20 protein-coding genes are annotated in these 20,216 nt (G+C 64.2%); 6 read left to right on the forward strand and 14 right to left on the reverse strand.

Annotated elements, in window-relative coordinates; translation table 11 throughout:
• Positions 1-27: 27 nt before the first annotated feature.
• From QNO03_RS08930 to QNO03_RS08955, 6 genes are all read right to left on the reverse strand, one after another.
• Positions 28-1,314: an ABC transporter permease gene (locus tag QNO03_RS08930; RefSeq protein WP_229949587.1), complete on the reverse strand. Its 1,287-nt coding sequence runs from the start codon at positions 1,312-1,314 to the stop codon at positions 28-30.
• Complete coding sequence (locus tag QNO03_RS08935; RefSeq protein ID WP_502874570.1) at positions 1,311-2,678, reverse strand: ABC transporter permease; 1,368 nt, start codon at positions 2,676-2,678, stop codon at positions 1,311-1,313. Before QNO03_RS08935 ends, QNO03_RS08930 begins: the two co-directional genes overlap by 4 nt.
• Positions 2,675-4,219, reverse strand: coding sequence for an ABC transporter ATP-binding protein (locus QNO03_RS08940; RefSeq protein ID WP_289603022.1), 1,545 nt, complete (start codon positions 4,217-4,219; stop codon positions 2,675-2,677). The genes QNO03_RS08935 and QNO03_RS08940 overlap by 4 nt, the downstream gene beginning before the upstream one ends.
• Positions 4,220-4,390: 171 nt before the next feature.
• Positions 4,391-5,473 carry a BMP family lipoprotein gene (locus QNO03_RS08945; protein WP_502874571.1) on the reverse strand — a complete coding sequence of 361 codons (1,083 nt, stop codon included), beginning with the start codon at positions 5,471-5,473 and terminating at the stop codon, positions 4,391-4,393.
• Positions 5,474-5,764: 291 nt separating this feature from the next.
• Positions 5,765-6,955, reverse strand: a complete 1,191-nt coding sequence (locus tag QNO03_RS08950; RefSeq protein ID WP_289603023.1) for an amidohydrolase — start codon at positions 6,953-6,955, stop codon at positions 5,765-5,767.
• 98 nt (positions 6,956-7,053) lie between these two features.
• Positions 7,054-8,193 (reverse strand): mannose-1-phosphate guanylyltransferase, encoded by a 1,140-nt coding sequence (locus tag QNO03_RS08955; protein WP_289603024.1) that lies wholly within the window; start codon positions 8,191-8,193, stop codon positions 7,054-7,056.
• A gap of 237 nt (positions 8,194-8,430) precedes the next feature.
• Here QNO03_RS08955 and sdhC point away from each other — a divergent pair, with 237 nt between their 5' ends.
• The 5 genes from sdhC to QNO03_RS08980 all read left to right on the forward strand — a co-directional run bounded on the left by sdhC (position 8,431) and on the right by QNO03_RS08980 (position 12,763).
• A complete protein-coding gene (sdhC, locus tag QNO03_RS08960) occupies positions 8,431-8,808 on the forward strand; it encodes a succinate dehydrogenase, cytochrome b556 subunit (RefSeq protein WP_146363726.1) in 378 nt (125 codons plus the stop codon).
• Between the two features lie 5 nt (positions 8,809-8,813).
• The gene (locus QNO03_RS08965; RefSeq protein WP_229949577.1) at positions 8,814-9,296 is read left to right on the forward strand and encodes a succinate dehydrogenase hydrophobic membrane anchor subunit; all 483 of its coding nucleotides are present in this window, start codon (positions 8,814-8,816) and stop codon (positions 9,294-9,296) included.
• A gap of 67 nt (positions 9,297-9,363) precedes the next feature.
• Positions 9,364-11,130 carry a succinate dehydrogenase flavoprotein subunit gene (gene sdhA / locus QNO03_RS08970; RefSeq protein ID WP_229949574.1) on the forward strand — a complete coding sequence of 589 codons (1,767 nt, stop codon included), beginning with the start codon at positions 9,364-9,366 and terminating at the stop codon, positions 11,128-11,130.
• Positions 11,130-11,906, forward strand: coding sequence for a succinate dehydrogenase iron-sulfur subunit (locus QNO03_RS08975; RefSeq protein WP_227914227.1), 777 nt, complete (start codon positions 11,130-11,132; stop codon positions 11,904-11,906). The genes sdhA and QNO03_RS08975 overlap by 1 nt, the downstream gene beginning before the upstream one ends.
• Before the next feature lie 80 nt (positions 11,907-11,986).
• Positions 11,987-12,763, forward strand: a complete 777-nt coding sequence (locus tag QNO03_RS08980; RefSeq protein WP_289603025.1) for an alpha/beta hydrolase family protein — start codon at positions 11,987-11,989, stop codon at positions 12,761-12,763.
• Here the strand turns inward: QNO03_RS08980 and QNO03_RS08985 are convergent.
• From QNO03_RS08985 to QNO03_RS09000, 4 genes are all read right to left on the reverse strand, one after another.
• Positions 12,760-13,359, reverse strand: coding sequence for a 2'-5' RNA ligase family protein (locus QNO03_RS08985; protein ID WP_331460338.1), 600 nt, complete (start codon positions 13,357-13,359; stop codon positions 12,760-12,762). The genes QNO03_RS08980 and QNO03_RS08985 overlap by 4 nt on opposite strands.
• A 4-nt stretch (positions 13,360-13,363) precedes the next feature.
• Positions 13,364-14,398 (reverse strand): tryptophan--tRNA ligase, encoded by a 1,035-nt coding sequence (gene trpS / locus QNO03_RS08990; RefSeq protein WP_229949571.1) that lies wholly within the window; start codon positions 14,396-14,398, stop codon positions 13,364-13,366.
• Between the two features lie 12 nt (positions 14,399-14,410).
• Positions 14,411-15,262 (reverse strand): exodeoxyribonuclease III, encoded by an 852-nt coding sequence (locus tag QNO03_RS08995; RefSeq protein WP_289603026.1) that lies wholly within the window; start codon positions 15,260-15,262, stop codon positions 14,411-14,413.
• Between the two features lie 94 nt (positions 15,263-15,356).
• The gene (locus QNO03_RS09000) at positions 15,357-15,860 is read right to left on the reverse strand and encodes a hypothetical protein (RefSeq protein ID WP_229949570.1); all 504 of its coding nucleotides are present in this window, start codon (positions 15,858-15,860) and stop codon (positions 15,357-15,359) included.
• 89 nt (positions 15,861-15,949) lie between these two features.
• Here QNO03_RS09000 and QNO03_RS09005 point away from each other — a divergent pair, with 89 nt between their 5' ends.
• Positions 15,950-16,471 (forward strand): O-acetyl-ADP-ribose deacetylase, encoded by a 522-nt coding sequence (locus tag QNO03_RS09005; RefSeq protein ID WP_289603027.1) that lies wholly within the window; start codon positions 15,950-15,952, stop codon positions 16,469-16,471.
• 2 nt (positions 16,472-16,473) lie between these two features.
• Here the strand turns inward: QNO03_RS09005 and QNO03_RS09010 are convergent, their stop codons facing one another.
• From QNO03_RS09010 to QNO03_RS09025, 4 genes are all read right to left on the reverse strand, one after another.
• Positions 16,474-17,307 (reverse strand): ABC transporter permease, encoded by an 834-nt coding sequence (locus QNO03_RS09010; RefSeq protein WP_289603028.1) that lies wholly within the window; start codon positions 17,305-17,307, stop codon positions 16,474-16,476.
• The gene (locus QNO03_RS09015; RefSeq protein WP_289603029.1) at positions 17,304-18,197 is read right to left on the reverse strand and encodes an ABC transporter permease; all 894 of its coding nucleotides are present in this window, start codon (positions 18,195-18,197) and stop codon (positions 17,304-17,306) included. The genes QNO03_RS09010 and QNO03_RS09015 overlap by 4 nt, the downstream gene beginning before the upstream one ends.
• Positions 18,190-19,155: an ABC transporter ATP-binding protein gene (locus tag QNO03_RS09020; RefSeq protein WP_229949561.1), complete on the reverse strand. Its 966-nt coding sequence runs from the start codon at positions 19,153-19,155 to the stop codon at positions 18,190-18,192. Before QNO03_RS09020 ends, QNO03_RS09015 begins: the two co-directional genes overlap by 8 nt.
• Before the next feature lie 78 nt (positions 19,156-19,233).
• Positions 19,234-20,127, reverse strand: a complete 894-nt coding sequence (locus tag QNO03_RS09025; RefSeq protein ID WP_229949772.1) for a bifunctional methylenetetrahydrofolate dehydrogenase/methenyltetrahydrofolate cyclohydrolase — start codon at positions 20,125-20,127, stop codon at positions 19,234-19,236.
• Positions 20,128-20,216: the final 89 nt, after the last annotated feature.

Genomic DNA, 20,216 nt, shown 5'->3' on the forward strand with positions numbered 1-20,216 from the left:
TGCATTTCTAGCGGGTGCGTAGCGTTTCTAGCCCTTGATGTAAGGCACGCCGCTGGCCGCAGGTGCCCGGGACTTGCCGACCACACCGGCCACGGCGAAGATCGTCACCACGTACGGCAGCATGGCCAGGAACTGGTTGGGAACAGCGGTTCCCAACAGGCTCAGCACATACTGCAGGTTGGTGGCGAAGCCGAACAGCAGTGCCGCCAGCAGGGCGCCGAGCGGATTCCAGCGGCCCAGGATCAGCGCTGCCAGGGCAATGTAGCCCTGTCCGCCGGTCATGTCGCGGTTGAACGCGGACACCGAAACGAGGGTGAAGAAGGCGCCGCCGATACCGGCCACCACACCGGCGAGCAGGACGTTGATGAACCGGGTGCGGTTCACGTTCACTCCCAGGGTGTCAGCAGCCTTGGGGTGCTCGCCCACTGCGCGGGTGCGCAGGCCCCACTTGGAGTGGAACAGTCCGAAGTAGACCGCCGCAAGGGCGATGTACATGAGGTAGCCCACGATCGACTGGTTGAAGAGGATCGGCCCGAGGACCGGGATATCCGCCAGCAGCGGGATCCGGATCGGCGGCAGCGACGGCGGGGAGTTCCACTTCGCAGCGTCCGAGGACAGCAGCGTGGAGAACAGGAAGCCGGTGAGGCCGGAGACCAGCACGTTCAGCACAACGCCGACGATCACCTGGTTGACGATGTACTTGATGCTGAACACGGCCAGCACCAGGGAGACCAGCGCACCGGCGACGGCGGCGGCAAACAGCCCGACGAACGCGTTGCCGGAGAGCGAACCTGCCACGGCGGCAGCGAAGGCGCCGAAGAGCAGCTGTCCTTCGATGGCGATGTTGACCACGCCGGAACGCTCGCACAGCACACCCGAGAGTGAACCGAAGATCAGCGGGATGGCCAGGGCGAAGGATCCGGAAAGCAGTCCGTAGAGGGCCACGTTGGGGGTGTTGGCGCTGCCCACGACCCAGGTCAGGAAGCCGAGGACGAAGAGCACGCCGAAGACGGCGATGAGCCAGACAGGTACCCGGCGGCCGCTGCGCGTCAGCATCAGGGCCCAGGCTGCGGCGGCCACCATCAGCACAGCGGTCAGCCAGCCGACCATGGGGGCGGAAACCACCAGTTCGGGCAGGACAATAGCCTCTCCGGGATCGGAGAGCCGGAAGGTCACGTCGTTGGACGGGGCCCCCAGGGCGAAGACAAACAGTCCCAGCAGGGACAGGACAATCAGGATGATCGGGGTCTTCCAGCTGCGGACACCGCTGAGGGTGGCCGCCTTGGGAGCCGGAAGCGTTGTTGCGGTGCTCATGCTGCGCCTCCGGCGGCTTCAGTGTTCTTGGACAGACGCTTGCCGGAGGTCTTCAACGCTCCGGGCGGCGGAATACGGAACAGCGACCGCACCAGGGGCGGGGCTGCGATAAAGAGAACGATCAGCGACTGCACCACCAGGACAATGTCGATGCTGGTTCCCGTGTTGGTCTGCATGGTCACGCCGCCGGCACGGAAAGCGCCGAACAGCAGGCCTGCCGCGAAGGTGCCCCACGGGCTCGACCGGCCCAGCAGGGCGACGGTGATCGCGTCGAAGCCGAAGCTGGCGGCCACACCGGAGGTCAGCACCTTTTCGGTGCCGGCCACCTGCGCCACACCGGCAAGCCCGGAGAGGGCACCGGCGATCAGCATCACGACGACATATCCTTTGGTGATGCTGATGCCTGCATTGCGGGCAGCGGACGGGTTGGCGCCCACGGCCTTGAGTTCGAAACCGATCGTGGAGCGGTTCATCAGCCACCAGATGAAGACGGTGGCAAGCACGGCCAGGACGAAGCCCCAGTGCAGGCGGAAACCGCTGCCGAGCAGGGGCGGGAACATGGCATTGGCGTCAAGCTGGGGGCTGATCGGGTTCGAGGATCCCGGCCGCTGGAAAGCCGGCGTGCTGAGCAGGAAGAGCACCAGGTTGATGGCCACGTAGTTGAGCATGATCGTGACGATGACTTCGTGTGCACCGGTTTTTGCCTTCAGGAGGCCGGCGATACCGGCCCAGATGGCGCCGCCGAGCATACCCGCGAGAATCACGAGGAGCAGGTGCAGGCCCACCGGAAGGTGGACGGCGAAACCCACCCAGGCTGCCATGGCAGCACCGATGATGATCTGGCCCTGCGCACCGATATTGAACAGGCCGGTCCGGAAAGCGACGGCGACGCCGAGGCCTGCCAGGATCAGCGGCGTTGCCACCGTGAGGGTCTGGGTCAGCGGGTAGAAGAACCGTGCCGCTGTTTCGGCCTCGAAGTTGAAGAACGCACCCTGGAACAGGGCAATGTAGGCGCCGGCTGCGGCGGACCAGGCAGCGGACAGCATGTCAGTGGGCCGGGAGAAGAAGTACGACGCCGTTTCGCCCACTTCCTCGTCGGTGGCGGCAATGAGGATGCCGCCCACCACGAGGGCGAGCAGGACGGACAGGATCGAAACCATGGCGTTGGAAGAGAGGATCCGCCGCACCGTGGACTGCTGCTGCGGTTCACCGCCCAATGCGCCGCTTTGGTGCGCTGCGGGCACCGCGGGCGGAGCTACAGTACCGCCGGCGGTTTCCGCCGCGGCCTCGAGCCGGGTGGCTTCCGCAGCTGCAATGCTGCGCTCCCCCGGCGGGTCTTGCTTGGTGGAATCCTCCGGGCTCACTTGGCCCCTCCCTTGAAATCTGTATTCTGCGTCATAGCTTCGTCCGCGGGCATGCCGGCCATCATCTGGCCCAGCACGTCGCGGGAGGTGTTTGCGGGCACAATGCCCATCAGGCGGCCGCCGTAAAGAACGGCAATCCGGTCCGCCAGTTCAAGAACTTCATCGAGTTCGGTGGACACGATCATTACCGGTGTGCCGACGTCGCGCTCCGAGATAATCCGGCGGTGCAGGAATTCGATGGATCCCACATCCACGCCCCGGGTGGGCTGGGAGGCGATGAAGAGCTGCAGCGGGCGCGACAGCTCCCGCGCCATCACAACCTTCTGCTGGTTGCCACCGGACAGCGTGCCTGCTGCGGTGGCAGCGGACTGGGTACGGATGTCGAACTCGGCGATCTTTTCCGCCGCATTGGCTTCAATCACCGCCGGGAGCAGGGAGACGCCCCGGGCAAACGGTGCCTGGTCGTAGCGGTTCAGTACCAGGTTCTCCGCGACGGAGAAGGTACCCACCAGGCCGTCCACGTTGCGGTCTTCGGGCACAAAGCCCACGCCGCTGTTGATGATGTCGCGGGTCCTGCGGCCCACCAGTTCCACGCCGTTGAGGCGGATGGAACCGGAGACGTGGTCCTGCAGGCCCAGGATGGCCTCGGTCAGTTCGGTCTGGCCGTTGCCCTGGACACCGGCGACGGCCAGGATTTCTCCCCGCCGGATCCCGAAGCTGACCCCGTCAAGGACAGCCGGACCGGACGCGGAGGCAACAGTGAGGTTTTCGACGACGAACGTCTCCTCGCCGGGCTTCGCGGGCTCCTTGTTAAGGTTCAGGCTGACCGACCGGCCGACCATCAGGGACGCCAGTTCCGTGGTGGAGGCACTCGGTTCGGCGGAGCCAACCACCTTGCCGCGGCGGATCACGGTAATAACATCCGAGACAGCCTTCACTTCGCGCAGTTTGTGCGAGATGAAGACCACCGATTTTCCGTCTTCGGTGAGCTGGCGCATGATGCCCAGCAGTTCGTCGGTTTCGCGGGGTGTGAGGACGGCGGTGGGTTCGTCAAGGATGAGGACTTCAGCGTCACGGATCAGTGCCTTAAGGATTTCCACCCGCTGCTGGACTCCCACGGGAAGGTCCTCGACCACGGCGTCGGGATCAACGTCGAACCCGTATTGGTCGGAAATTTCGCGGATGCGGCTCCGGGTCTGGTCCAGGTTCAGCATTCCCGCAAACTTGGTCTTCTCGTTTCCGAGCGCCACGTTTTCGGCAACTGTGAAGACAGGGACGAGCATGAAGTGCTGGTGCACCATGCCGATGCCCGCAGCCATGGCGTCGCTCGGACCGTTGAAAGCCACCGGCTGGTCATCCACCAGGATTTCGCCCTCGGTGGGTTCGTAGAGCCCGTAGAGCACGTTCATGAGCGTTGATTTGCCCGCGCCGTTTTCGCCGAGCAGGCTGTGGACCTGCCCCGGCTCGACCACCAGGTCGATGTGGTCATTGGCCACCAGGGTGCCGAAGCGTTTGGTGATGCCCTTGAGTTCGAGTTTCAAAACCCCAACCAATCTTTTTCGAGATAAGAAAACAGAGAACAAATGCGACGCAAAACAACCGCCGTCTTCCCGGCTGCTCAAGGCTGCCGGGAAGACGGCGGTCACTTTTAGTGCATGCGGTGCTTACTGTAGCCCGGCTATTTCCCGGGCCACAGATGTTACGTGGAGGTGCTACTTCGGGCTGGAAGCAGATTCAACCTTGATGTCACCGGAAATGATCTTGGCCTTGATGTCCTCAACGGCCTTCTTCACGTCCTCGGGAACGTTGGCTTCCTGGTCGTGGAACGGAGCCAGCGCAACGCCGCCGTTCTCCAGGGTGCCGACGTACGGGCTGTTGTCGAATTCGCCTTCGACGTCGGTGTTCACGACGTCCTCAACGGCTTCGCCCATCAGCTTCATGACGGAGGTGAGGATAACTTCCTTGCCCGTGGTCACGGTCTCGTAGCCATCGGAGTCAACCCAGATAACCTTGGCGTCCTTGCCGGCGGCGTTAGCAGCCAGCACGGCGTCAATGGTGCCTGCGCCTACGGGGCCGGCAACGGGCATGATGACGTCAGCGCCTTCGTTGAGGAAGTTCTGCGTGGTGGTCTTGCCTGCGGAGACATCGTCGAAGCCGCCGGTGAAGGAATCCATGCCGAGAACCTGGACGTCGCCGCCGTTCTCCTCGTTGAAGTACTCCACACCCTGCTGGAAGCCTTCCATGAAGATGGTGACCGTGGGGATGTCCAGGCCGCCGTAGGTGGCAACCTTTCCGGTCTGGGAGGTACCGGCCGCAACATAGCCGGCCAGGAAGGCAGCCTGGGCCGTGTCGTAGATGATCGGCTTGACGTTGTCAGCCTCGATGGACTGGTCATCAACGATCGCAAAGTGGCTGTCCGGGTTGGCCTCGGCGGCGTCCCGGGTGGTGTCGGCGAGCAGGAACCCGACGGTAACCGTCAGATCGCAGCCGGCCTGGACCATGCTGTCCACGTTCGGCGCGAAATCGGTCTCGGACTGGGACTCAGCGGTCTTGACCTCGATGCCGAGCTCCTCTTCCGCCTTCATCATGCCGTTGTGCGTGGACTCGTTGAACGAGTTGTCATCGAATCCACCGGAGTCGGAAACCATGCAGCCCAGGAAATCGGTGGCGCCTTCAGCGGAGCCGCCCTCTTCTTCGGGGGCCGCGCCGCAGCCGGAAAGCAGGAGCGCCGAAACGCCGAGCATAGCGGCGGAAACGCCTGCGTTGCGCTTAAAGCTGCGCGGGTAATTCTTCAATGTTCCTCCAGAAAAGAAAATGGGATTCGCCCTACGGTGCCCTGTGATGTGCAGCGTTAGGCGCAGCGCTCCGTCCGTCGTTGGACCGCAGCAACATAACCATAGTGTGTCGGAGGCAACACTAATTCCAAATCCGGGGTGAGCCGGACATTGTTTACATGTTGTTATCAAAGCAGCGCATTGGACCGGAGCGCGGCTGATATTGTCCTGCCCCGCCTGGCTGGCCGGTGGTTTTCCCGCGTCAAATGTCGGAAAGTTACGCGGGTCCGGTCCTGTGGTGGACAGCGCCACCTAGTGCCGCAGGCCCCTTACGGCGCGCAGGGCGGCAGCCGCCATCACGCTGATCCCGCAGCTGATGGCCTGTTCGTCAGGGTTGTAGTCGCCCCGGTGCAGGTCGAAGGTTTCCCCGCCGGGTGAACGCGTTCCCAGCCGCATCAGGGCTCCCGGCACTGCCTGCGTCATCCAGGCAAAGTCCTCCCCGCCCATGGACTGCGGGGCCAGCACGACGGCGTCTTCCCCCAGTTCCGCGCGGGCTGCCGCTTCGATCAGGCTGATCTCCGCGTCGGCATTGATGACCGGCGGAACACCGCGGGTGTGTTCAAGGTGCACGTCCACGCCATACGGCGCGGCGATTTCCCGGACCACCGTGTCCAGCAGTTCACCGGCGGCATGCCAAGCTTCGGCGTCGAGGCACCGCATGGTGCCTGCCATGAAACCGTGCCCCGGAATTGCATTCGGAGCCGACCCTGCATGCATCTGGCCCCAGACCACCGAGACGCCGCTGCGCACATCGATCCGGCGGGAGAGCACTGCCGGAACGCTGACGGCGATCTCGGCCAGTGCGAACACCAGGTCTTCGGTCAGGTGCGGCCTGGATGTGTGCCCGCCCCGGCCGCTGAGTTCTATCCGGATGGTGTCCGAGGCCGAGGTAATCGCCCCGATGCGTGTTCCCACCTGGCCCACATCGATCCGGGGGTCGCAGTGCAGGGCCAGCACACGCGGAACGCCGTCGAGGGCGCCCTGTTCGATCACCGAGAGCGCGCCTCCCGGCATGACTTCTTCGGCCGGTTGGAAAATCACCCGGACGCGTCCGCCCAGGCCGCCGGCGGCGTCGAACTTTGCGAGCACCATGGCTACGCCCAGCATCACCGTGGTGTGGATGTCGTGGCCGCAGGCATGGGCAATGCCGGTGTGCTCCGAAGAATACGGAAGGCCGGTCTCCTCCAGGACAGGAAGGGCGTCGATGTCCGCACGCACGGCGAGACGGATGGGCCCGTCGCCGATGTCCACCACGACGCCGGTGTTCTCCAGCCGCTTGGGTGCCAGTCCCGCGTGCTCGAGTGCCTCGACAATGCGGTCGGTGGTACGGAATTCCTTGTGCGAGAGTTCTGGGTGCGCATGCAGGTCGCGCCGGAACGCTATCAATCCACCCAGAAGCGGCGCCACGCTCCCCCGTATTGAGGGGATGGGCGAATTGCTCACTGGAATAGTCTGCACAACCTCAAGGTTAGCCAATTTCAGGACTAAAACGGGAATGTGCAGCCTGGGAAACGACTCCCCGTGACGGGACTTGCCGGAGGCTAGAGGACGTCCGTGTCGCCGCTGGCTTTCAGATGCTCCACTGCCTTCTTGACTTCCTGCGCGTGTTCCTTGGTAGTCACGAGCAGGGCGTCCGGGGTGTCGACGATAACGACGTCCTCGATGCCAATCAGTGCGATCACGCGCTTGGTGTCGGAGACGACGATTCCGGAGGCATTCTCGGAGTAGACCCGGGCACCCTCGCCCATCACTGTCAGTTCACTGTTCTCCGCAGCCGGATTCAGGCGGCCGATCGCGGCAAAGTCACCCACGTCGTCCCAGCTGAAGGCTCCCGGGATCATCGCTACGTCCCCAGCCGCCGCTGCCGGTTCGGCCACCGCATAGTCAATGGCGATCTTGGGCAGGGTGGGCCAGATCCGGCGGACCACTTCCCGGCGCCGGGTGGTGTCCCAGGCCTCCGCTATTTCCATCAGGCCGGAGTAGAGCACCGGTTCGTTGGCTTCGAGGTGCTTGAGCATAAGATCCACCGGCGCAACGAACATACCGGCGTTCCAGCTGTAGCTGCCGCTGTCCAGATAGGTCTGTGCGACATCCGCCGAGGGCTTCTCCACGAACTCGACCACGGAGCGGGCGGTGGGAGCGCCGGCGACCTGCAGCTGCTCGCCTGCCCGGATGTAGCCGAATCCGGTGGACGCATGGGTCGGCTGGATACCGATGGTGACAATGTAGCCCTGCGCCGCAGTATGTACTGCCTCCCGGACGGCCGCCTGGAAAACCTCCACCGGAGCAATCACCTGGTCCGCCGCAAACGATCCCATGATGATCTGGGGATCGCGCTTGTAGAGGATCGCCGCGGCCAGGCCGATGGCTGCGGCCGAATCCTTGGGTTCAAGTTCCAGGACCAGGTCCTGGCTCCGGATTTCCGGGAGCTGCTGCCGTACGGCCTGCCGGTGCACAGCGCCGGTGACCACCATGACGCGGTCTCCGCTGAGCGGGCTCAGGCGCTCGTACGTGGCCCGGATGAGGGTGGACCCGGAACCGGTGAGGTCGTGAAGGAATTTGGGCGCGGCCGCACGCGAAAGGGGCCAGAGCCGTGTCCCGACGCCACCCGCCGGGATGACGCCGTAGAAACGGTCAAGGACAGCGGACGGAAGGTGGGCCTGTGGCTTTTCGTTACTCATCACAGCCAAGATTAGCCCAGCTGTCTGCAAAGGTGAGGAAGCGGCACTACCTACACGCCTGCTTACACGGCTTAACGGCGGGGATCAATGTAATCAGGGTCACACCATAGGGCAACCTAAATTGAAACGCCGGTCACTCGAGCCTAGATTATGGTAGAGCTTATATCGCTGTCGCACCGGCGTCTTCACTGCGTGGAACACGCGCTAACACCGCTGCGATGCAGGGAGGAAAATTCAGTGTCGAAGTTACCAGCAGGCACTCTCTACCGTGGCCGCGAGGGCCAATGGTCGTGGGTTGTGCACCGTATCACCGGCGTGGCGATCTTCTTCTTCCTTTTGGTCCATGTTCTGGATACCTCTTTGGTGCGGGTTTCGCCTGAGGCCTACAACGTGGTGATCGAGTCCTACAAGAACCCGATTATGGGCCTCGGCGAGCTTGGACTCGTCGCCGCCATCGTGTTCCACGCCTTCAACGGCCTGCGCGTAGTCCTGATCGACTTCTGGAAGAAGGGGCCGAAATACCAGCGCCAGATGCTCTGGGGCGTCGTCGCCCTCTGGGCCGTAACGGTTATCGGCTTCTCCATCCGCCACCTGCCCAACGTCTTCGGGGGTTAATAACCATGACCACATCAACTAACGAAGCGCATGCCCTCGAAGCACCCCGGTCAGGACGCATCGCCCCTCGATACACCCGTAACGCGTCCGGCCGCGGCAACTTTGAAATGCTTGCCTGGCTGTTCATGCGTGTCTCGGGCGTCATCCTGGTGGTCCTGATCTTCACCCACCTGTTTATGAACCTGGTTCTCGGCGACGGCATCCACGCCGTCGACTTCGGGTTCGTTGCCGGCAAGTGGGCGAGTCCGCTCTGGCAGGTCTGGGACCTGGTCATGCTCTGGCTGGCCATGCTCCACGGCACCAACGGCGTCCGCGTCATCATCAACGACTACGCAGACAAGAAGGCCACCCGGATGTGGCTCAAGACGGTCCTGTACGTCGCCACCTTCGTGATCATCGTGCTCGGCACCCTGGTCATCTTCACCTTTGACCCCTGCCTCGCCGGCGCCTCGGCCGAGACGCTCCAGGAGTTCTGCGGAGCCAGCTAGCTCCCGCCGAAACGAGCACGGGTACGCCCAGGAATTTCTAGTGGTTTCAACAGAAAGAGCATCTGCTATGCAGGTCCATAAGTACGACGTCGTCATTGTCGGCGCCGGCGGCGCCGGTATGCGTGCCGCCATCGAATCAGGTCAGCGCGCGCGTACGGCGGTACTGACGAAGCTCTACCCCACCCGCTCCCACACGGGCGCGGCCCAGGGCGGCATGTGCGCAGCACTGGCCAACGTCGAAGAAGACAACTGGGAGTGGCACACCTTCGACACCGTCAAGGGCGGTGACTACCTGGTGGACCAGGATGCAGCCGAGGTCATGGCCAAGGAAGCCATTGACGCCGTGCTGGACCTGGAGAAGATGGGGCTGCCGTTCAACCGCACCCCCGAGGGACGCATCGACCAGCGCCGGTTCGGTGGCCACACCCGTGACCACGGCAAGGCACCGGTCCGCCGTGCCTGCTACGCCGCCGACCGCACCGGCCACATGATCCTGCAGACGCTCTACCAAAACTGCGTCAAGCACAACGTGGAGTTCTACAACGAGTACTACGTCCTGGACCTCATCACCGTCGTAGACCTCGACGGCCAGAAGCGGGTTGCCGGCGTCATCTCCTATGACCTCGCCACCGGTGAGCTGCACATCTTCCAGGCCAAGTCCGTGGTGTTCGCCTCCGGCGGCGCCGGCAAGGTCTACAAGACCACGTCCAACGCACACACCCTGACCGGCGACGGCATGGGCATCGCATTCCGCCGGGGCATCCCCCTGGAGGACATGGAGTTCATCCAGTTCCACCCGACCGGCCTGGCCGGGCTGGGCATCCTCCTCTCGGAAGCTGCCCGCGGCGAAGGCGCCATCCTCCGCAACTCCGAGGGCGAACGCTTCATGGAGCGCTACGCCCCCACCATCAAGGACCTGGCACCCCGTGACATCGTGGCCCGTTCCATGGCCAACGAGGTGCGTGAAGGACGCGGCTGCGGGCCGAACAAGGACTACGTCCTGCTCGACCTGACCCACCTGGAACCGGCGCACATTGATGCGAAGCTTCCGGACATCACCGAGTTCGCCCGTACCTACCTTGGCGTGGAGCCCTACACCGAGCCGGTACCGGTATTCCCCACGGCGCACTACGTGATGGGTGGCATCCCCACCAACATCAAGGCCGAGGTGCTCCAGGACAACGACACCGTGATTCCCGGACTGTACGCGGCCGGCGAAGTGGCCTGCGTGTCCGTGCACGGTTCCAACCGGCTGGGCACCAACTCCCTGCTGGACATCAACGTCTTCGGCAAGCGGGCCGGCATCTACGCTGCCGAGTACGCCCTGACGGCCGATTTCGTCGACCTGCCGGAGAACTCCGAAATGGACACGGTCAACCTGCTGGACCACGTCCGCAATTCCGAAGGCACCGAGCGTGTCTCCGAAATCCGCCGCGACCTGCAGAACACCATGGACCTGAACATGCAGGTGTTCCGGACCGCGGAGACCATCCAGAAGGTCCTGACGGATATCGCTTCCTTCGAGGAGCGCTACCAGAAGATCAGCGTCCAGGATAAGGGCAAGCGCTTCAACCTCGACCTCCTCGAGGCCGTGGAACTGGGCTTCCTCCTGGAACTGGCAAAGGTCATGAGCGTTGCCGCCCTGCACCGCACCGAATCCCGCGGCGGACACTTCCGCGAGGACTTCCCGGAGCGCGATGACGAGAACTTCATGAAGCATTCGATGGCCTACAAGGTCGACGAAGCCGAGAATACCGAGCACACCGCCGGCATTCGGCTGGACACCAAGCCGGTCATTTTCACGCGCTACGAGCCGATGGTGAGGAAGTACTAATGACAACCGAAATCGCCGAGCCGGCCTCGAAGGTCGAACTCCCCGAATCGATCGGCGGAGAGATCCCCTCGTTCGAGATCACCCTGAAGGTCCGCCGCTACAACCCCGAGGTTTCCGACGAAGCCTACTGGGATGAGTGGAAGCTGACCATGTACGGCACCGACCGTGTGCTGGACGCACTCCACAAGGTCAAGTGGGAACACGACGGCTCGGTTTCCTTCCGCCGTTCCTGCGCCCACGGCGTCTGCGGCTCCGATGCCATGCGCATCAACGGCCGCAACCGCCTCGCCTGCAAGACCCTGCTGAAGGACCTGGACACCTCCAAGCCCATCCTCGTCGAGCCCATCAAGGGCCTGCCGGTGGAAAAGGACTTGATCGTGGACATGGAACCGTTCTTCCAGTCCTACCGTGAAATCATGCCGTTCCTGGTGACCAAGGGCCACGAGCCCACGAAGGAACGCCTGCAGTCCGCCGAAGACCGTGAGCGTTTCGACGACACCACCAAGTGCATCCTGTGCGCCGCGTGCACGTCCTCCTGCCCCGTCTTCTGGACCGACGGCCAGTACTTCGGTCCTGCGGCCATCGTCAACGCCCACCGCTTCATCTTCGACTCGCGTGACGACGCCGGGGACATGCGCCTGGAGATCCTGAACGACAAGGAAGGCGTGTGGCGCTGCCGCACCACCTTCAACTGCTCGGAAGCCTGCCCCCGCGGCATCCAGGTCACCAAGGCCATTTCAGAGGTCAAGCAGGCCATCCTGGCCCGCTCGCTCTAACCGGTCCTGCGCTGCGAAGGCGCCGTCCAGCGGTTTTCACCGCTGGCCGGCGCCTTTTGCGTTCTGGATAGAGTAGGTCCATGCCTTCGTTTGAATCCGTCTCCTTTCCCGGCGTCAACGGGACCACGCTCGCGGGGACCCTCGACATTCCCGACGGCGGCGCCCGCGCCTGGGCCGTCTTCTGCCACGGCTTCACACTGGGAAAGAACAGTGCTGCCGCCTCGCGGATCTCCAAGGCCCTCGCCGCCCATGGCATCGGGGTGCTGCGCTATGACGCTGCCGGGCTGGGCAGTTCCACCGGTAACTGGGAGGACGGCAGTTTCAGCACCAAAGTGGCGGATGTCCTCAGCGCAGCCCGGTTCATGGCGGATAGCGGCCGGCAGGTGTCCCTGCTGATCGGCCACTCCCTGGGCGGTGCCGCCGTGCTGGCGGCCGCATCCCGGGTCGACGGGCTGGAGGCGGTGGCGACCATCGCCGCACCCTTCCGGCCATCCCACGTCGTCCACCTGTTTGAGTCGGAGCTGGACCGGATTGCCGAACACGGCTCAGCCTCTGTCGACCTTGGCGGCGGCGAACGGGAGATCCGCCGGCACTTGATCGAGGACCTGCACAGCCATGACCTCACGGACAGTATCCGGGACCTGCACCTGCCCCTGCTGGTGATGCACTCCCCCACCGACAACACCGTTGGAATCGAGAACGCGAGCGAAATCTTCCGGACCGCCCGCCATCCCCGGAATTTCATTTCCCTGGAAGGCAGCGACCATCTGATGGTCGAACGCCCGCAGACCACCCGGGCGGCGTCGATCATCGCCGCATGGGCGGGCACCTACCTGGATCTGGGAGCGGACTCCTAGTCCCGGGGCTCCCCTGCGCTGCCGAGGCGGACATGCTCGTGCAGTTTCCACATTCCGGTGGCGTCGTGTTCGTAGAGGCCTACGGTCTCCACGGTAAAGCCGGCGGAGTAGCCTTCCAGGCAGCGGACGGCCTCGTCCATGCTCGCCTCGCTGACATCGTGTGCCACCGTGACGTGGGGGTGGAACGGGAAGGCCAGGTCCCGGTCCAGCGGTCCGCTCTGGAATTCCTTGTGCAGCGCGGTGCACTCATCAAAGCCTGCGTCCACCTTCAGGAAAACCACCGGCGAAACGGGGCGGAAGGACCCCGTCCCTTCCAAGGTGACCCGGAACGGCTCCTGCGCCGCAGCGACGCTGCGCACGTGGCGCAGTGTCGCCTCCCAATCCGTGGTTTCCGTAGTGGTGACCAGGGTGATGTGCGCAGGGATGACAGCGGCCATGGGGTCGCCGAAGGATGCGCGGGCGGCCCGCAGCTCGGTGGCCATCGGCTCCGGGACCGCAATCACGATCCCCACGCAGCGGGCATCACAGTCGAGGGCGTGGCAGTTGTTGACGGTGCCCGGCGCCATGGCCTGGTCGAGGGATTCGGTGATTTTCATGGCACTATGCGGTGACGCTGCCCAGCGGCAGGAAGCCGACCTTGTTGTACACATCGGCCAACGTCACCGACGCGGCCTCCCGCGCCTTGGCGGCACCCACGGCCAGCAGGCGGTCCAGTTCGGCGGGATCGTCCAGCAGGTGCAGGGCACGTTCCCGGATGGGCCGGACGTGTTCCGTGACGACCTCGGCAAGGTCCACCTTCAAGTGTCCGTACATCCGGCCCTCGTACTCCTTTTCCAGGGTTTCCACGCTTCGGCCGCTGATCAGGGAGTAGATCGACAGCAGGTTGGAGATCCCGGGCTTGGCCTCCCGGTCAAAACGGATCTCGCTGCCGTCGTCGGTCACGGCCGACTTGATCCGCTTGGCTATCACCTTGTCCTCATCGAGGAGGTTGATCAGCCCTGCGGGTGAGGCGGCGGACTTGGACATTTTCGCCGCCGGGTTCTGCAGGTCGTAGATCTTCGCTGCTTCTTTTTGGATAAACACCTCGGGCACCACGAAGGTGTCGCCGAAACGCGTGTTGAACCGCTTGGCGAGGTCCCGGCTCAGTTCGACGTGCTGGCGCTGGTCTTCGCCCACGGGCACGCCGTGCGGCTGGTAAAGCAGGATGTCCGCGACCTGCAGGATCGGGTACGTGAACAGACCAACGCTGGCCGAGTCCGAGCCGAACCGCTGCTGCTTGTCCTTGAACTGCGTCATGCGGGACGCTTCGCCGAATCCGGTGAGGCAGTTGAGCACCCAGGCCAGCTGGGCGTGCTCAGGCACCTGGGACTGCACGAACAGGGTGGCCTTGTCGACGTCGACTCCGCCGGCGATGTACTGGGCGGCGGTGACGCGGGTCCGCTTTCGCAGGTCGGCAGGATCCTGGGGCACCGTGATGGCGTGCAGGTCGGGGATGAAGAAGTAGGCGTCGTACTCGTTCTGAAGCCGCACCCAGTTCACCAGGGCGCCGAGGTAGTTGCCCAGGTGCAGGGAATCAGCGGACGGCTGCATCCCGGAGAGGATGCGCCGACGGCTGCTGGAAGACTCGGATGTCATGGAAGGAGGCCCTTAGAACTGGTAGTCAATCACTACTGGAGCGTGGTCTGAGAAGCGGGAGTCGTAGGTAGGTGCACGGTCCACGACGGCGTTGACGGCCCGTGCCGCCAGGTCCGGGGTGGCCATGTGGTAGTCGATCCGCCAACCGGAATCGTTGTCGAACGCCTGTCCGCGCCAGGACCACCAGGTGTAGGGGCCATTGACCTCGCCGGCCAGGGACCGGTGGACATCCGTGTAGCCGATTTCCTCGCCGAAGAAGCGGTCAAAGTAGGCCCGTTCCTCGGGCAGGAAGCCGGCACGCTTGACGTTGCCCTTCCAGTTCTTGATGTCCAGGGGCGTATGGCCCACGTTCAGGTCCCCCACCACCAGGACAAAGTCGCTCTCCTGGGCCAGGGCCGGCAGCCGGACGGCCATCGTGTCGAGGAAACGGTACTTGTCCACCTGCTTGGGTGTATCCACTTCGCCGGAATGGACGTAGGCGCTGACCACGGTCAGGAGCTTTTCTTCGCCGGCGACGGACACCTTGTAGTCGGCTTCCACCCAGCGGCCCGAACGCGCGAAGTATTCGTCGCCGATATGTTCGCGGACCGCGACAGGTGCGGTGCGGGAGGCAATGGCGACGCCGGCGCGGCCCTTGGCGTCGAGGCATTCGGCGTGCTGGACGTGCCACGTATCACCGAGGAGGTCCTTCAGGATGGCGTCGGGGGCGCGTACCTCCTGCAGGCACAGGATGTCGACATCGCGTGCTGCCAGCCACTCGGCCATGCCCCGCTTGTAGGCGGCGCGGATGCCGTTGACGTTCACGGACGCAATGCGCAGTGTTTCCCCGGAACTGTCCTTAGTCCCTGCTGATGCCGAACTCACGCGAATAACCTTACTCCTCAGTAGCTGTTCATCCCGAAACGGCCGCCCCGGCACGCCGCCGAGCTGCGGCGGTACACGGGACAGCGGGCGGGAACTAGTCGACTACGGTGCCTTCGACGGTTCCACCGTCGTCCTTCTTGATCATGCCACGACCGTTGTGGGCGGTGATCCCGATGGTATCGAGGGCCCGGTCCACCATCCCGCGGTCCGTGTCCAGGTTGTCGGCGATGACCTTTGCCTGGACCTCGATGATCTTGAAGCTGTGGTCCAGTTTCCGGTCGCGGACCACGGTGTCTTCGTCGAGGACCTGCACTCCTGCGCGGGGAGCAAGGTCGGCGGTGGCTTCGGCAATCTTCGCGGTGGCCTTGCGCGTTGCACTCCGGACGGAGAACACCACGAACGTTGCGAGGAACAGCCAGCCCAGGGAGACAATCACCACCAGCCACCCGATGACGTCATTCTGGTTAGCCGCGAAAACAACTGCCACGAGGAAGACTATGAGCATCACGACGATGCCCGTGGAGCCCATCCGGCGGCTAATGCCGTGGCCGGGCGTGGACGGGGACGACGGCGTCTTGCCGTTTCGGATCGACTGCATGGTTTTATTCTCTCAAACTCCCGCGGGTGCCCGTGCCGTGTTCGCTCTGCGCGCTGGCACCTGCTTCTCCGGGATGGGAAACTGGCTCGATGCAGATCACCATCACCACCGGAGACATCACGAAGCGGGACACCGACGTCATTGTTAATGCCGCAAATTCGTCCCTGCTCGGCGGCGGCGGCGTGGACGGCGCGATTCACCGGGCGGCGGGCCCGCAGCTGCTGGCGGCCTGCCGGGAGCTGCGGAACACGTCGTTGCCCAAGGGACTTCCCACCGGTTTGTCCGTGGCCACGGATGCCTTCGACCTGCCCGCACGCTGGGTGGTGCATACCGTGGGCCCGAATGCGGGGGCGGGGGAAACCGACCCCGAACTGCTGAGGTCCTGTTTCCGCACCGCCCTGGCGGCAGCCGAGGAGCTCGGCGCCGAAAGCATCTCCTTCCCGGCCGTGAGTGCGGGCATCTACGGCTGGGACCCGGAGACCGTTGCCGGCATCGGGCTGCAGGAGCTCCTGGACCATACCCCGCGGACGTTGAAGCGTGCAGAGTTCGTCCTGTTCAACGACCGCCTGGCCGGGATCTTCACCCGCAGGTATGGGCAGTTGACGGGCTGATCCTACTTGAGGAACAGCGCCCGGAGCCGGTTAGTGGTCAGGGTCAGGCCCAGCACAATCATCACCACGAAGTACAGCAGGTGCCCTGCCGTTCCCCAGCTGAAGATCCCTACACTGATCTGCCGGAGCAGTTCGACTCCGTGCCACAGCGGCAGAGCCTGGATCACCGACTGCACCGCTTCGGGGTACACGCTCAGCGGATAGAAGGTGGCTGAGAGCAGGAACATCGGCAGCATGATCATGTTGACCCAGTCCAGCTGCTGGAAGGTCTTCATATAGCTGGTCACGGCCATCCCGAAGGAGGCGAAGCCAAAGGCGATCACCACGGCGGCCGGGATCATCAGCAGCGCCCAGGGCGAGGTGATCAGCCCCATTGCGCCCATCACGGCGGTGAAGCCCGTGGCGTACATGGCGCCCCGCAGGAGGGCCAGGAAGATCTCCCCCATCGCGACGTCCAGCGGCCCCAGCGGCGTGGAAAGCATGCCTTCGTAGAGGCGGGCATAGTTGAGCTTGAAGAACACGTTCATGGTGGAGTCGTACACCGCGCCGTTCATCGCCGACACAGCCAGCAGCGCGGGCGCGATGAAGTTGGCATACTCCATTTCCTGCCCGCCGGGGCCAACAACGGTGCCCACGAGGGCGCCAAGGCCAATACCCATGGCCACGAGGTAGAGCACCGGTTCCACGAAACCGCTCACCATGATGCTCCAGTTGGTGCCCCACGTGGCCTTGAGGCCGCGGGCAATCACCGCCCGGATGTTCCGTCCATACAGGGAGCCGAGGAACCTGTCCTGCGGTACCAGCGCAGTTGGCGCCGTGTGGTTTTCAACGCTCATCCGTCGAGCCTCCTCGTGAAGTTCCGCCGGGCCAGTACCAGCCCGCCGACGGCCAGGACCAGCAGGTACAACACGTGGACGGCAGTCATGACTGCCGGTTCGGGGTGCCCGTAGCTGAGCACCCGGCCCAGTTCGGTGGAATGCCAGAGCGGGGAAACCCAGCCGATCCAGCGGACGGCCAGCGGCAGGGAATCCAGCGGAAAGAACGTGCCGGAGAACAGGAACAACGGCATCACAATGAAGCGCTGGACCATGGCGAACTGGCCCTTGTCCTCCTTCAGCGTGGCGCTGAAGGCCATCAGCGGCATACCAAAGGCCAGCCCGGCCAGCAGCGCCGTGAAAACCATCAGCCATCCGGTGGCCGGCTGCTCCACGGCGCCAAAGGCGAGCAGGAAGAGGTAGTAGATGACCGTGGTAAACAGGATGCGGACGGTGAGCCCCATGACGTGGCCGAGGGCAATCTGTCCACTGGAGAGCGGAGAAGCATTGGGTCCGTAGTAGGTGCGGTGCCATTTGAAACCGCCCATGATGGTGTAGGTGTTTTCCTCACTGGAGACCATCAGCGCCGCCGTGGCCACGAGGGCCGGTCCCAGGAACACCAGGTAGGAGACGGTGGACCCTCCGGCACCCGGGAACCCCGCATTGGTATTTCCGTCGATCAGCACCGCCAGCCCAGTGCCCATGCCCAGCAGGTACACCAGCGGGGTGCCCACGGCGGTCATCAGCACGGTCCACTGATAGCCGCGCATCCGCCGGATCCACATGTCGGCATAGTAGAAGGAACCGAAACGCCGGGCCTTGGCGGCGGTTTCCAGGGGTGTCAGCGGCGACCGCAGCCCAAGCACCTCGTGGCTCCGCACCGCAGTGCCGGTGGGCTCAGGGCTAGTCAACGAGGCTCCTACCGGTCAGGCGCAGGAACACGTCTTCCAGCGAGGAGCGGCGCACCAGCGACGTGATGGGCCGCAGCCCACGGCTGGTCACGGCTTCGAGGGCGGCTTCGCCGTCGTTGGCGTAGATCAGCACCCGGTCCGGCAGGGTCTCCAGCCGTTCGCCGATCCCCTCAAGCTCCGCAGCGACGGTGGTGTTCCGTTCCGACCCGAAACGCAGTTCCACCACCTCCCGGGTGGAATGCTCACGGATCAGGGCGGCAGGCGAACCTTCGGCCATGATCGTGCCTTTGTCCACCACGATCAGGCGGTCGCACAACTGCTCGGCCTCGTCCATGTAGTGGGTGGTGAGGATCAGGGTGACACCGGCTTCCTTGAGCCGGAACAGCCGGTCCCAGAGGATGTGCCGGGCCTGCGGGTCCAAGCCGGTGGTCGGTTCGTCCAGCAGCAGGATTTTCGGATCATTGATGAGGGACCGTGCGATGGTCAGCCGGCGTTTCATGCCGCCGGAGAGCGAGTCGACGCGCGCCTTGGCCTTGTCCGTCAGCTGGGCGAATTCGAGCAGTTCGTCCGCCTTGGACTGCAGGTAGCTCTTGGGCAGCCCAAAATAGCGTCCGTAGGCCAGCAGGTTGTCCCGGACGCGCAGGTCCTCATCCAGGTTGTCCTGCTGCGGCACCACACCCAGGTGCGCACGGACTTCCGGGCCGTAGGTGTTGGGGTCCAGCCCCATGATGCTGAGGTCACCGGCAGTGCGTTGGGAAACGCCGCCGATCATCTTCATGGTGGTGGACTTTCCCGCACCGTTGGGGCCGAGCAGCCCAAAGGACTCCCCCGGCGGAACGTCGAAGGAGATGCCGTTCACTGCAGTGAAATCCCCGTAGGACTTGGTCAGGTCCCGTGCGGAAATAACAAAATCGGAGCGGGTTTCAGGGGCGGTTCTACTTGATGTGATCTGCGACACTCACGACAGTGTAGTGGACACGGAACGGGCCGGCGCACACTGGGGCGCCCCGGCCCGTTCCATGACGGCAAAACCGTCCTAGCCCAGGATCCCGGCCTGCCGTTCGGCCGCTTCCACCACGTTCGCCAGCAGCATGGCCCGGGTCATCGGGCCGACTCCGCCGGGGTTGGGCGAGATCCAGGAGGCGACGTCGGCCGCTGCCGGCTCGACGTCGCCGGTCAGCGTGGTTTCCCCGGTGTCCGGATCAGTGACCCGGGTGACGCCGACGTCCAGGACGATCGCACCGGGCTTGAGTTCCTCGGCCCGGATCATTTCCGGGAAACCCGCCGCGGCAACCACCACGTCGGCTGACTGCAGGTGCTCGAACAGGTCCGCGGTCCCGGTATGCGCCAGGGTGACTGTGGCGTTGATCGGCCGGCGGGTCAGGAGCAGGCCAAGCGGCCGCCCGACGGTGACGCCGCGTCCAACCACCAGGACCTTCTTTCCGTTCAGCGAAATCCCATTGCGGACCAGCAGCTGCACAATCCCGTGCGGGGTACAGGGCAGCGGCGACGTCATCGGTTCGCTGACGTTGAGCACCAGGCGGCCCAGGTTGACCGGGTGCAGCCCGTCCGCATCCTTTTCCGGATCGATCCGCTCCAGGATGGCATTCGCATCGATGTGTGCCGGCAGGGGCAGCTGGACAATGTAGCCGGTGGTGGCCGGATCCCCGTTCAGCTCGTCAATGACCTTTTCCAGGTCTTCCTGGCTGATGTCGCCGGGAAGGTCCCTGCGGATGGAGTTAATTCCCACCTGTTTGCAGTCCTTGTGTTTGCCGCCCACATAGGAGTGGCTGGCGGGATCATCGCCCACCAGTACGGTGCCCAGGCCCGGGGTGATGCCATGCTCTTCCTTCAGCACCCGGACCCGTTCGGCCAGGTCGTCCTTGATCTCCCGGGCGGCGGCGCGTCCATCGAGGATCTTCGCCGCCACCGGAGTGCCGAAGTCGGTCTTTTCCTTAGCGTCCCAGCCAAGGTTGACGCTGGCGGCCTCGTCGGTCGCGGTGCCCTCCATATTGGTTC

The organism is Arthrobacter sp. zg-Y877 (assembly GCF_030373105.1).
In the GTDB taxonomy this organism is placed as follows: domain Bacteria; phylum Actinomycetota; class Actinomycetes; order Actinomycetales; family Micrococcaceae; genus Arthrobacter_B.

What these genes read in the sequence shown, in the direction of transcription:
- QNO03_RS08930 (WP_229949587.1), bottom strand. Translation starts at nt 1,314, where the DNA reads ATGAGCACCGCAACAACGCTTCCGGCTCCCAAGGCGGCCACCCTCAGC.
- QNO03_RS08955 (WP_289603024.1), bottom strand. Translation starts at nt 8,193, where the DNA reads ATGAGTAACGAAAAGCCACAGGCCCACCTTCCGTCCGCTGTCCTTGAC.
- QNO03_RS08965 (WP_229949577.1), top strand. Translation starts at nt 8,814, where the DNA reads ATGACCACATCAACTAACGAAGCGCATGCCCTCGAAGCACCCCGGTCA.
- sdhA (WP_229949574.1), top strand. Translation starts at nt 9,364, where the DNA reads ATGCAGGTCCATAAGTACGACGTCGTCATTGTCGGCGCCGGCGGCGCC.
- QNO03_RS08975 (WP_227914227.1), top strand. Translation starts at nt 11,130, where the DNA reads ATGACAACCGAAATCGCCGAGCCGGCCTCGAAGGTCGAACTCCCCGAA.
- QNO03_RS08980 (WP_289603025.1), top strand. Translation starts at nt 11,987, where the DNA reads ATGCCTTCGTTTGAATCCGTCTCCTTTCCCGGCGTCAACGGGACCACG.
- QNO03_RS08985 (WP_331460338.1), bottom strand. Translation starts at nt 13,359, where the DNA reads ATGAAAATCACCGAATCCCTCGACCAGGCCATGGCGCCGGGCACCGTC.
- trpS (WP_229949571.1), bottom strand. Translation starts at nt 14,398, where the DNA reads ATGACATCCGAGTCTTCCAGCAGCCGTCGGCGCATCCTCTCCGGGATG.
- QNO03_RS09000 (WP_229949570.1), bottom strand. Translation starts at nt 15,860, where the DNA reads ATGCAGTCGATCCGAAACGGCAAGACGCCGTCGTCCCCGTCCACGCCC.
- QNO03_RS09005 (WP_289603027.1), top strand. Translation starts at nt 15,950, where the DNA reads ATGCAGATCACCATCACCACCGGAGACATCACGAAGCGGGACACCGAC.
- QNO03_RS09010 (WP_289603028.1), bottom strand. Translation starts at nt 17,307, where the DNA reads ATGAGCGTTGAAAACCACACGGCGCCAACTGCGCTGGTACCGCAGGAC.